14 protein-coding genes are annotated in these 11,804 nt (G+C 62.6%); 2 read left to right on the top strand and 12 right to left on the bottom strand.

Annotated elements, in window-relative coordinates; translation table 11 throughout:
- Positions 1–171: 171 nt before the first annotated feature.
- The 11 genes from speE to ccmA form a co-directional block, all read right to left on the bottom strand.
- Positions 172–1,047: a polyamine aminopropyltransferase gene (speE, locus tag M1D68_RS07800; protein WP_434563036.1), complete on the bottom strand. Its 876-nt coding sequence runs from the start codon at positions 1,045–1,047 to the stop codon at positions 172–174.
- A gap of 151 nt (positions 1,048–1,198) precedes the next feature.
- A complete protein-coding gene (locus M1D68_RS07795; protein WP_434563034.1) occupies positions 1,199–1,606 on the bottom strand; it encodes a hypothetical protein in 408 nt (135 codons plus the stop codon).
- A 14-nt stretch (positions 1,607–1,620) separates the two neighbouring features.
- Positions 1,621–2,823 (bottom strand): c-type cytochrome biogenesis protein CcmI, encoded by a 1,203-nt coding sequence (gene ccmI, locus M1D68_RS07790; RefSeq protein WP_420767894.1) that lies wholly within the window; start codon positions 2,821–2,823, stop codon positions 1,621–1,623.
- Complete coding sequence (locus tag M1D68_RS07785; RefSeq protein ID WP_420767895.1) at positions 2,816–3,289, bottom strand: cytochrome c-type biogenesis protein; 474 nt, start codon at positions 3,287–3,289, stop codon at positions 2,816–2,818. Before M1D68_RS07785 ends, ccmI begins: the two co-directional genes overlap by 8 nt.
- Positions 3,286–3,822, bottom strand: coding sequence for a DsbE family thiol:disulfide interchange protein (locus tag M1D68_RS07780; RefSeq protein ID WP_420767896.1), 537 nt, complete (start codon positions 3,820–3,822; stop codon positions 3,286–3,288). Before M1D68_RS07780 ends, M1D68_RS07785 begins: the two co-directional genes overlap by 4 nt.
- Complete coding sequence (locus M1D68_RS07775) at positions 3,819–5,807, bottom strand: heme lyase CcmF/NrfE family subunit (protein WP_434610304.1); 1,989 nt, start codon at positions 5,805–5,807, stop codon at positions 3,819–3,821. The genes M1D68_RS07780 and M1D68_RS07775 overlap by 4 nt, the downstream gene beginning before the upstream one ends.
- Before the next feature lie 4 nt (positions 5,808–5,811).
- A complete protein-coding gene (gene ccmE, locus M1D68_RS07770) occupies positions 5,812–6,267 on the bottom strand; it encodes a cytochrome c maturation protein CcmE (protein WP_457969894.1) in 456 nt (151 codons plus the stop codon).
- Positions 6,264–6,440, bottom strand: a complete 177-nt coding sequence (ccmD, locus tag M1D68_RS07765; RefSeq protein WP_007939192.1) for a heme exporter protein CcmD — start codon at positions 6,438–6,440, stop codon at positions 6,264–6,266. Before ccmD ends, ccmE begins: the two co-directional genes overlap by 4 nt.
- Positions 6,437–7,192 carry a heme ABC transporter permease gene (locus M1D68_RS07760; RefSeq protein WP_420767899.1) on the bottom strand — a complete coding sequence of 252 codons (756 nt, stop codon included), beginning with the start codon at positions 7,190–7,192 and terminating at the stop codon, positions 6,437–6,439. The genes ccmD and M1D68_RS07760 overlap by 4 nt, the downstream gene beginning before the upstream one ends.
- Before the next feature lie 94 nt (positions 7,193–7,286).
- Positions 7,287–7,955 carry a heme exporter protein CcmB gene (gene ccmB / locus M1D68_RS07755; protein ID WP_457969890.1) on the bottom strand — a complete coding sequence of 223 codons (669 nt, stop codon included), beginning with the start codon at positions 7,953–7,955 and terminating at the stop codon, positions 7,287–7,289.
- Positions 7,952–8,587 carry a cytochrome c biogenesis heme-transporting ATPase CcmA gene (gene ccmA, locus M1D68_RS07750; RefSeq protein WP_434563026.1) on the bottom strand — a complete coding sequence of 212 codons (636 nt, stop codon included), beginning with the start codon at positions 8,585–8,587 and terminating at the stop codon, positions 7,952–7,954. The genes ccmB and ccmA overlap by 4 nt, the downstream gene beginning before the upstream one ends.
- 197 nt (positions 8,588–8,784) lie before the next feature.
- Between ccmA and fliK the strand changes: the two genes are divergently transcribed.
- Positions 8,785–10,356, top strand: a complete 1,572-nt coding sequence (fliK, locus tag M1D68_RS07745; RefSeq protein WP_420767902.1) for a flagellar hook-length control protein FliK — start codon at positions 8,785–8,787, stop codon at positions 10,354–10,356.
- Positions 10,353–10,682, top strand: coding sequence for an EscU/YscU/HrcU family type III secretion system export apparatus switch protein (locus M1D68_RS07740; RefSeq protein ID WP_420767903.1), 330 nt, complete (start codon positions 10,353–10,355; stop codon positions 10,680–10,682). The genes fliK and M1D68_RS07740 overlap by 4 nt, the downstream gene beginning before the upstream one ends.
- 726 nt (positions 10,683–11,408) lie before the next feature.
- On the opposite strand, the gene M1D68_RS07735 is transcribed toward M1D68_RS07740, so the two are convergent.
- The gene (locus M1D68_RS07735) at positions 11,409–11,804 is read right to left on the bottom strand and encodes a DUF2802 domain-containing protein (RefSeq protein WP_420767359.1); all 396 of its coding nucleotides are present in this window, start codon (positions 11,802–11,804) and stop codon (positions 11,409–11,411) included.

Genomic DNA, 11,804 nt, shown 5'->3' with positions numbered 1-11,804 from the left:
GCACGAACGGTCATGGCATTGCCATTAATAACCGCCGCAATAAAAGCGCGTGGGATTGTCTGCAAGGTTTCGTGAAAATTTCGTTGATTGAATATTTGGCAACACAAAAGGGCCAGCGCCTAGTGGCGAGGGAGCTTGCTCTCTCGCCACAGGAGCAGACTGTCGCTGACGTCAGTCGTTGCTCGGCTTGTTGATCGCCTGCAGCACGTATTGCGGCATGGCGAACGCACCGATATGAATCTCGGGGTTGTAGTAGCGCGTCACGATACCGCTGCCGGTAAAGCGCTCGCGCAGGGTTTCGCGGGAGAGCTTGCGGTAAGCGGCGTTGGTCGAACCCCAGGCAAAGGTCATGGCGCCGCCGATATAGGTCGGCACGGCGGCCTGGTAGAAATGCCAGTCGGCGAACAGGCCGTGCAAGCGCCCGGCGGTGGTCTGGACTTCGCCCAACTGCATGAACGGCGTGCCGTTCTGAGTGACCAGGATCCCGCCTTCATTGAGGCAGCGGTGGCATGCCTGGTAGAAATTCTCCGAGAACAGTACTTCGCCCGGACCGATCGGGTCAGTGGAGTCGGAAATGATGACGTCGAATTTTTCCTGGGTCGTGGCAACGAAACGCATGCCATCGTCAATCACCAGGTTCAGGCGCGGGTCGTCATAGGCGCCCTTGGAATGGTTCGGCAAAAACTCCTTGCACATGTCCACCACCGTGCCGTCGATCTCCACCATGGTGATGTGCTCGATGCCCACATGCTTGGTCACTTCCCGCAGCATGCCGCCGTCACCACCGCCGATGATCAGCACGCGCTTGACCGCGCCATGGGCCAGGATCGGCACGTGGGTCAACATCTCGTGGTAGATATATTCATCGGCTTCGGTGGTCTGGATCACGCCATCCAGGGCCATGACCCGGCCCATGCGCGGGTTTTCGAAAATCACCAGGTGCTGGTGCTCGGTGCGCACTTCATGCAGCAGCTTGTCCATGCGAAAACGCTGGCCATAGCCTTCGTAGAGGGTTTCAAGGTAATCGCCGGTCGGGGTGGTCGTCATGGTCAGGTGCTCCGATAAATACGCGGTTGGCCAGTGAGGCTCGCAAAGGCGCGCATTCTACGACGCTGGGGATGACAGGTCGAACCTTCAACTGTCTGACGACACAACGCAGCCTTTGTGGCGAGGGAGCAAGCTCCCTCGCCATGGTTTTTCAGTTGAATTTGCGTCCGAGCCCAGCCGGCACGCCTTCGATGGTGGTGTCTTCCCACGGCCCGTTCGGGCTGACGGAACGGCTCCAGCCATTGTTCCAGCGATAGTAGGTGCGCTGGCGGTAGAAGGTATTGGTCTGATCATCCAGCACATAGACCCCGAGCTTGGCATCCCAATGGCTGTTGCCGCCGGGTGGGGGCGCGAAACTGGCGGAGGTACGCGGCACTGGCTTGGCCGGTTTGTTCGGGGTCACCGGTTTGCCGGGGGCGGTCGACGGTGCTGGCTTGGTGGTCGGTGTCGACGGCGGTATGGGCGGCAGCGGCGCCGAAGGTTCGGGCGGACGCTGGACCGCACAAGCGCTCAGGCCCAGGACGAGCGTGAGCAGTGTGATACGAGCGATGGCGGTCATGGGGCGAGTTCCTGTCATTGGTCCGGACTGTCGATGGTCAATTGCTGCGGTGCGGTGGTACTGCTCGCCAAGGGCTGGCTGCGACCGATCCACTCGCCGGCGGTCGGTTGACCGGCCCGGGATATACGCGCCACCAGTTGGACTTCGGGGAAGTTCGACAGTTTCAGCTGCGGCATCATTGCGTCCGCGTCGCCTAACTCGACGCTGGCCGGCAGGTCGGCGACGGTCAGGCGCTTGGCCGCCAGCGGCGCCGGCGGGCCGGAAACGGCGCGGGCGAAAATGAACACGCTGTCGCCCGGCTGCACCTTCGCCTTGAGCGCCGGAGCCAGGTCGACGCGAACCTTGAGCAGTGCCACGGCCTTGACCGTCGGCGCCTGGGCGAGCTTGCCCCCACTGGCCTGGAGCTTCTCGGTGGCCCGGGTGATGCCGCCCTGCAACGCTTCGCGGGATCTATCGCCTTCAGGCAATTGCGCCAGCAAGCGTTCCCAATAATCGATCGCTTCCTGATAACGCTCGCCTTCAAACGCGGCGATGCCCAACAGGCCAAGGCTGGTCACTTCCTTGGGGTCGAGCTTCAGCGCTTCGTCGGTCAGGGCCTGGACTTTATCCGACCATTTCTTGCCATCGGCAAAGTACTGCGCCTGCGCCCATTGGCCCAACAGCTCCGGTTGACGACCCGCGACCGCCACGGTGCGTTCGAAAATCTTCGCCGCGTCCGCCGGCCTATCCTGCGCCATGTAGGTCCGACCGAGGAAATACAAGCCCTCGGCGGAATCCGGTTGTGCCGCCACCGCACGCTCCAGGCGCAGGGTCATCTCCTCCATGGACTGCGGCGCCTGGGCGAATTCGCGGGTCAGTTCGACTTTGTCGATGGCACCGAAATGCAGGTACAACGCCAGGCCCAACACCGGCACCAGCACAGCGGCGAGAAGCGGCAACGGCTTGCCCAGGCGTGATTCACGCGGCGCATCGGCGCCTTCGGTATCAGCCAGCAATTCTCGGGCGGCCTCGGCGCGCCCGGTGTCCAGTTGGGACGCGTTGAGCACGCCCTCTTCCCGCTCGGCCTGCAGTTCGGCAACCCGTTCCTGATACAGCGCCACGTTCAGTGCGGTGCGATCTTCTTCCAATTGGGCGCGACGGCCACGTAACACGGGGATCAACAGAAAACTCAGGGCGACCAGGAGAAGCAGACCTGCGGCGAGCCAGAAATCAATCATGCTTGGTTTTATCCAACAGTTGGTCGAGGCGCTGGCGCTCTTCGACAGAAAGCGTATCCGGGGCGGCGCTGCGCTGCACCCGACGGCGGCGCACGATCACCGCGATCACCACGAAACCACCCAGCAGCAGCCCGGCGGGGCCGAACCAGAGCAGCGCGGTCTTGGAAGACAGGGCTGGGTTGTAGCGCACGAACTCACCGTAGCGATCCACCATGAAATCGATGATTTGCTGGTTGTCCTTGCCCTCGCCGAGCATCCGGAAGATTTCCTTGCGCAAATCGGTCGCGATCGGCGCGTTGGAATCGGCGATGTCCTGATTCTGACATTTGGGGCAGCGCAACTCCTTGGTCAGCTCGCGAAACCGCTCGCGCTCGGCGTCATTGGCGAATTCATAGGTATCGATGGCGGCATGGGCCACACCCGACAGACTCAAGCCGAGGACAGCGGCGGCTAACCAGCGCTTCATGGCTTGGCCTCATCCACCAGGGCCTGGTATTTGCCAGCCAGTTTTTCGCGCCAGACCTGTTCGTCGATCACACCGACGAACTTGTCGCGGATGATGCCCTTGGCGTCGATGAAGAATGTTTCCGGCGCGCCGTACACACCCAGGTTCAGGCCGAGGGTGCCCTCTTCGTCGCGGATATCGAGCTGATATGGGTTGTGGAATTCGGCCAGCCATTTCAAGGCGTCGGCATTGACGTCCTTGTAATTGACGCCGTAGATCACCACGCCATTCTGGGCCAGCTTGTTCAACACCGGATGCTCGACCCGGCAGGAAATGCACCAGGTGCCCCACACGTTGACCAACGCCGGCTTGCCCTGCAGGTCGGCGTGGGTCAGGGTCCTGTCGCCTTGTACCGAGGGCAGGGAAAATTCCGGGAACGGCTTGCCGATCAGCGCCGAGGGCAACTCCGACGGATTCAAGAACAGCCCCCGGTAGAGGAACACCGCAACCATCAGGAACAGCGCCAGCGGCAATACCATCAACCAACGTTTCATGCAGTGGCTCCTGTCACGCCCAGCGCTTCACGCACCCGGGTCTTCACTTTGACGCGATAACGACGATCCAGCGCCGCCAGGACTCCGCCCAGGCCGGTCAGCAAGCCACCGAACCAGATCCAGCGCACGAACGGCTTAACGTGGACGCGCACCGCCCAGGCGCCATCGCCCAGGGATTCGCCCAGCGCGACATAGAGATCACGGGTGAAACCAGCATCGATCCCGGCTTCGGTCATCACCGAGTTCTGCACGGTGTAGAGGCGTTTCTCCGGGTGCAGCACGGTAATTTCCTGGCCGTTGCGAAGGACCCGCACGGTGCCCTTGTCGGAGGTGAAGTTAGGCCCTTCGAAATGCTTGGCGCCCTCGAAGACGAACTGGTAGCCACCCAGGTCCATGGATTCGCCCGGCGACAGGCGCAGGTCACGTTCGGCACTGTTCTGGCTGGACAGCACCACGCCCAGGGCGCAAACGGCGATGCCCAGGTGGGCGAGTTGCATGCCCCAATAACTGCGGGTCAGGGTTGGCAGGCCCTTGATCAGGCCTTTGTGACGGGTCTTGTCGAAGATGTCCCGAACGCCGGCCAGCAATACCCAGGCGGCCAGGACGAAGGTTGCCAGCACGGCCCAGTTGAAGTCGCCGTAGGCGATCCCGGCCACCACGGCCAGGGCAGCCGTGCCCAACAACACCGGTGTCAGCATGCCCATCAGCCATTTGACCGGCGTGTCTTTCCAGCGCACCAGCACGCCGACGGCCATCACCACCATGAGGATCGCCATCAGCGGTATGAACAATGCGTTGAAATACGGCGGGCCAACCGACAGCTTGGCGCCGGACAACGCATCGAGCACCAGCGGGTACAGCGTGCCCAGCAGGATCATCGACGCCGCCACCACCAGCACCAGGTTGTTGCCCAACAGCAGGGTTTCCCGGGACCAGAGGTTGAAGCCGACCTGGCTCTTGACCACCGGCGCGCGCAGGGCGAACAGCGTCAGCGAACCGCCGACCACGACCATCAGGAACATCAGGATGAACACGCCACGCTCCGGGTCCGAGGCGAAGGCATGCACCGACGTCAGCACGCCGGAACGCACGAGGAAGGTTCCCAGCAGGCTCAAGGAGAATGCCGCGATGGCCAGCAGGACCGTCCAGCTCTTGAATACCCCGCGCTTTTCCGTGACCGCCAGGGAATGGATCAGGGCCGTGCCGACGAGCCATGGCATGAACGAGGCGTTTTCCACCGGGTCCCAGAACCACCAGCCGCCCCAGCCGAGTTCATAGTAGGCCCACCACGAGCCGAGGGTGATGCCGATGCCGAGAAAGGCCCAGGCAACAATGGTCCATGGGCGCGACCAGCGAGCCCAAGCGGCATCGAGGCGACCACCGAGCAACGCGGCGATGGCAAACGCGAAGGCCACGGAAAAACCGACGTACCCCATGTACAGCATCGGTGGATGGACAATCAGGCCTATGTCCTGGAGCAACGGGTTCAGGTCGCGACCGTCGGTCGGCACCTGGGGCAGGATGCGCTCGAACGGGTTGGACGTGACGATCAAAAACAGCAGGAAACCGGTGCTGATGATGCCCATCACCGCCAATACCCGGGCCAGCATCACCTGGGGCAATTGCCGAGAGAACACCGACACGGCAAAGGTCCACCCGGCGAGGATCAAGGCCCAGAGCAACAACGAACCTTCGTGGGCGCCCCACACCGCGCTGAACTTGTAGTACCAGGGCAAGGCGCTGTTGGAGTTGCTGGCGACGTACTCAACGGAAAAGTCGTCGGCCATGAACGCGTAGGTCAGGCAGGCGAAGGCAAACAGCATGAACGCGAACTGTCCCCATGCCGCTGGCTGGGCGAGGCTCATCCACAGACGGTCACCACGCCAGGCGCCGAGCAATGGAACCACGGCCTGCACCAGGGAGAAACACAGGGCCAGGATCATCGCCAGATGGCCCAGCTCGGGAATGAAGATACCGGTGGTCATCTTATCAACCCTCCTTCGCGGGCGCGGGCGCCGATTGGCCGCTGTCTTTCAGGGCCTTGGTCACTTCCGGCGGCATGTACTTCTCGTCGTGCTTGGCCAGCACTTCGTCGGCCACCACCACGCCGTCTGCATTGAGCTTGCCCAGGGCGACGATGCCCTGCCCTTCGCGGAACAGGTCAGGGAGAATGCCGCGGTAGGTGATGGTCACGGTCTTGTTGAAGTCGGTGACGTTGAACCTCACGTCCAGCGAATCGCCGGAACGCACCAGCGACCCCTGCTCCACCATGCCGCCGGCGCGGATGCGAGTGTCCTTGGGCGCCTCTCCGCTGGCAATCTGCGTCGGGGTATAGAACAGGTTGATGTTCTGCTGCAGGGCGCTCAGGGCCAGGCCGACCGCCGCGCCGACGCCGACCAGGATCGCCAGAATGATGAAAAGACGTTTTTTGCGCAGCGGATTCACTGACCATTCTCCCGGCGCAGACGACGCGCCTCTTGTTGCAGATACCGCTTGCGGGCCAGGATCGGCGCCGCCACGTTGAGAGCCAGCACCGCCAGGCAGATGCCGTAGGCTGACCAGACATACAAGCCGTGATGGCCCATGGCGAGGAAATCGCCGAATGACGCGAAACTCATCGAGCGGCCTCCAGGCTGTTCTGTACTTCGGCTTTCACCCAGCTGGCCCGGGACTCACGCTTGAGCACTTCCAGGCGCATGCGCAGCAGCAGCACCGCGCCGAAGAAGCAATAGAACCCCAGCGCGGTCAGCAACAGCGGCAGCCACATCTCCACCGGCATCGCCGGTTTTTCGGTGAGGGTGAAGGTCGCGCCCTGGTGCAGGGTGTTCCACCACTCCACCGAGTACTTGATGATCGGAATGTTGATCACCCCGACGATCGCCAGCACCGCGCAGGCCTTGGCGGCGCTGTCACGATTGCTGATGGCGTTGCCCAGCGCAATAAGACCGAAGTACAGGAACAGCAGGATCAGCATCGACGTCAGTCGTGCATCCCAGACCCACCACGAACCCCAGGTCGGCTTGCCCCAGATGGCCCCGGTGACCAGCGCCACGGCGGTCATCCAGGCGCCGATGGGCGCGGCGCATTGCAGGGCTACGTCGGCCAGTTTCATTTTCCACACCAGCCCGACCACGCCGCATACCGCCAGCATCACGTAGATCGACTGGGCCAGCATCGCCGTCGGGACATGGATATAGATAATGCGGAAGCTGTTGCCTTGCTGATAGTCCGGCGGCGCGAACGCCAGGCCCCAGACCACGCCGATGCCGATCAGCAACAGGGCGGCGATACTCAACCAGGGCAGCATTTTGCCACTGATGCCGTAGAACCACTTGGGTGAGCCGAGCTTGTGAAACCAGGTCCAGTTCATTGCAGATTCCATCACGGTTGCGGCTCGCTATCGCGAACCGCTGGGGCGGCCTTTACTTCCTGGGAAGTGGTCAACTCCTGACCAGGCCTCATTATTATTCGCCGACGCTGATCTTCAGGCCAGCGGCTATTGCAAAGGGTGTCAGGGTTATCGCCAGGGCGGTCAGGCTCCCAAGCCACAGCAGATAACCGGTTGCCGGCATGCCTTGCAGTGCCGCTTGCAAGGCGCCACTTCCAAGGATCAATACCGGTATGTACAGCGGCAGAATCAGCAGGGCCAGCAACAAGCCTCCGCGCTTGAGCCCCACAGTCAGCGCCGCGCCTACCGCGCCGAGCAGGCTCAGCACCGGCGTGCCCAGCAACAGCGACAACAGCAGCACCGGCATGCAGGCCGCGGACAAGCCCAGCATCATCGCCATCAACGGCGAGAGCAGCACCAGCGCCAGGCCGGAAAAAACCCAGTGTGCCAGTACCTTGGCCAAAACCAGAAGGGCCAGGGGGTGCGACGAAAGGACCCACTGTTCCAGGGATCCGTCCTCGAAATCACTGCGGAAAAGCCCGTCCAGCGAGAGCAGGACCGATAAAAGCGCTGCCACCCAGACCAGTCCAGGCGACAACGTTTGCAACAATTGAGTTTCCGGGCCGACCGCAAGCGGGAACAAGGCGATGACGATTGCGAAGAATACCAACGGGTTGGCCAGTTCGGCCGGACGACGGAACAACAGGCGCGCCTCACGGGCGAGCAACAAGCCAAAGACACTCATACCGCCCAGTTCCCCAGGTCGATGCTGCGATAACCGGAGGGCATCCGGGCCAAGGTGTGGTGCGTGGTCAGCAACACCATGCCGCCGTTTTCGCAATGGCCGGCCAGGTGTTCTTCAAGTTGCGCCACGCCCTGCTTGTCCAGAGCGGTGAACGGCTCGTCGAGGATCCACAGTGGCGGGCTGTCCAGGTACAGCCGGGCCAGGGCCACGCGGCGCTGCTGGCCGGCCGACAGGGTATGGCTCGGAACGTCCTCGAAACCTTTCAATCCCACCGCCGCCAATGCCCGCCAGATCGCCTCGCGCCCAGCCGGACGATGCAGCGCGCAGAGCCAACTCAGGTTCTCTTCGGGGGTCAGCAGGTCCTTGATGCCGGCGGCATGGCCGATCCAGAGCAGGTTGCGTGCCAGTTCGCTACGCTGGCTGTGCAGCGGCTGGCCGTTGAGCAGGATCTCGCCGGCGGTGGGCTGCATCAACCCGGCCAGCAGGCGCAACAGGCTGGTCTTGCCACTGCCGTTGGGGCCACTGATCTGTACCATATCGCCAGGCGAGAGTCTCAATTCGAGATTTTCGAAAAGCAGTCGCAGATCTCGCTCACAGGCGAGGCCGACGGTTTGCAGGAGAGGACTGGTCAAGGGATCACGAGCCTTATACGGTTCAAGTCGGCAGTGCGGCAGCCGTTAAAGTGATGCAGCATAGATGCATTGACGGCCCGATCCACAGAGCTGCGTCAAACAATTGCAAGGTTTTGCCACTCTCTGGAAGGCGGGCGGCATTATACATGTGAAGTTCTTCTCTCAAGAGCGCTGATTTCCCCAAGGTAATACCGCAGATGACAGGCGACATGAACATCCCGCCGCTGCCCCAGCCCACGGCAACGACACGTATGCCGGCGGTCACGGGCGAGTTGCTCAAGCTGCTGGCACCGGCCGAGGGATTGATCGGTCCGGGCCAGACCGCCAAGGCCGAGGTGCTGTCGCTCAAGCAGGCGGACCAGGCTTTCCAACTGCTGCTCAAGGTCACGCTGGAGAGCGGCCGGCAGGCCACCGTACAAGCCACCAGCACCCAGCCGCTGCCCCAGGGCACCAGCCTGGCCGTGACTCAGCCTTCGGCCAGCAACCTGGCGATTACCGTGCAGCAGGCCCTCGCCTCCAGCGTCGCCGCCCTGACCCGGATCGACACCGCGCAATTGCCCGTGGGCACTTTGTTGCAGGGCAAAGTGCTGACCAGCCAGGCCTTGCCGCAACAGCCCGGGCAACCGGCGGTGTATCGCTCGCTGGTAAGCCTGCTCAACACCGCCCAGGCCGGCAGCACCCTGGACATCGACAGCCCGCAGCCGCTGCGCATCGGCATGCTGTTGAGCGCCCAGGTACAGGATGCTCAGACATTGAAATTCGTGCCCTTAAGCAATCGCCAGGAGCAATTGGCGGTGAGCCAGCAATTGGTGACACAAGTGAGCCGCCAGGGCTCGCTGGACAGCCTGCTCACCGCCCTGCAAAACCTTCCCGCCAGCGATGACGCCGGCCCCGAACTGCGCGCGGCGGTGACACGCCTGCTGGCTGGCCTGCCGGACGTACAACAACTGAGCACACCCAAGGGCCTGGCCCAAGCCATGGTCGCCAGCGGCGTGTTCCTGGAAAGCAAGCTGCTGGCCGGCCAACCGCCAAGCCTGGCCCCGGACATGAAAGGCGACCTGCTGAAACTGATCGCCCAACTGACACCCGCCCTGCCCGCTTCCACCAACCTCTCCGCGGTCATCGCCGCCAACACCCTGGCCCAGGCATTGCCCAGCTTCGTGCGCAGCGCCCTGGGAATGCTCGGCCAGGTCAGCGCCAAGCCACAACCAACCGGCTTTCCGCTGCCCGCCAGATTATTGAAAGGTCAGGATGAAGAAGGTGACCTGGAGCATCTGCTGCGCCTGGCAGCCGCCGCCGTGTCACGCCTGCAAAGCCATCAGCTGTCCAGCCTGGAGCAAACCGGGCTGACCGATGACGGCCGGTTGATGAGCACTTGGCAACTGGAGATTCCGATGCGCAACCTGCAGGACATCGTGCCGTTGCAGGTCAAGTTCCAGCGCGAGGAAACCGCCGCCCGGGAACAACCGGACGAACGCCGCGAACAAACCGAACCGAAACAGCAGCTCTGGCGGGTCGAGCTGGCCTTCGACATGGAACCGCTGGGGCCGCTGCAGATCCAGGCCCAGTTGCTCAGTGGCAGCCTGTCCAGTCAGCTGTGGGCAGAACGAGCGTACACCGCGGGCCTGATCGAAAGGAACCTGACCGCATTGCGCGAGCGCCTTGTGACGTGCGGGTTGAATGTCGGCGACCTCGACTGCCACCTCGGCACCCCGCCCCAAGGACCCAAGACCCGGCTGGAACAACGCTGGGTGGACGAAACCGCATGACAACCCACACCGAACCCCGCCAGGCCATCGCCCTCAAGTACGACGGCCACCACGCCCCCACCCTCACCGCCAAGGGCGACGAAGCCCTGGCCGAGGAAATCCTGCGCATCGCCCGCGAGAGCGAAGTACCGATCTACGAAAATGCTGAACTGGTGAAGTTGCTGGCACGGCTGGAGCTGGGCGACAGCATTCCGGAAGAGTTGTACCGCACGATTGCCGAGATCATTGCGTTTGCCTGGAACCTGAAGGGCAAATTTCCCCAGGGCTTCGACCCGCATGCGCAAAACATCGAGAAAGACGTGACGGAGCGTGGGGATGATTACTAATCGCTGAAGGCGCTACCCGTGGCGAGGGAGCTTGCTCCCGCTCGGCTCGCGAAGCAGTCGTAAAAACTTGGGGCCGCTGCGCGACCCAGCGGGAGCAAGCTCCCTCGCCACGGGGACCGGGCTGGAATGATTATTTCTGAACGCCAGAAAAACCTGTGGGAGCGAGCCTGCTCGCGATGGCGGTCATACATTCAGCATATTTGCTGACTGTCACACCGCTAATTACTAATCGCTGAACGCGCTATCCCGTGGCGAGGGAGCTTGCTCCCGCTCGGCTGCGAAGCAGTCGTAAAAACCTGGGGCCGCTGCGCGACCCAGCGGGAGCAAGCTCCCTCGCCACGGGGACCGGGCTGGAATGATTATTTCTGAACGCCAGAAAAACCTGAGGGAGCGAGCCTGCTCGCGATGGCGGTCATACACTCAGCATATCCGCTGACTGTCACACCGCTAATTACTAATCGCTGAACGCGCTATCCCGTGGCGAGGGAGCTTGCTCCCGCTCGGCTGCGAAGCAGTCGTAAAAACCTGGGGCCGCTGCGCGACCCAGCGGGAGCAAGCTCCCTCGCCACGGGGACCGGGCTGGAGTGATTATTTCTGAACGCCAAAAAAACCTGTGGGAGCGAGCCTGCTCGCGATGGCGGTCATACATTCAGCATATTTGCTGACTGTCACACCGCTATCGCGAGCAAGCTCGCTCCCGCATGGGTTCTGGGGGATAGATAGATATCAGCCGCCCTTGTGCAACTTGCTCATTAATTCGGCCTCGGCCTGGGTCAGGCCGCACGCCTGGGTCAGTTCGTCGATGCTGGCGCCCATGCCGACCAGCCGGGCGGCTTGGGCAAAGGACAGGCTGGAGGGGTCGCGCTGTTCCAGTTGCGCCAGTTTGTCCGGCAATGGCGCGACGACGGCACGCAGCTCATGGAGCGCTTCGCCCATGCGCACGGTGCCGTTCTGATAGTCGTCGACACGCTTGGCCAGGTCCCGGATGCGCTGATCGCGCAGCGCATCGCCCTGGGCCTGTTGAGCGGCGATTTCCCGCTGGCCACGTATGTAGGACAAAAACATCGCCAGCGTGCCTGCCCAGAAAAGGAACAGGACAATGACTGCTACCTCAAGAATCAA

Source organism: Pseudomonas sp. R4-84 (assembly GCF_054130985.1).
Note: the sequence above shows the minus strand (reverse complement) of the source record. Positions and strands in the feature narration are given on the sequence as shown.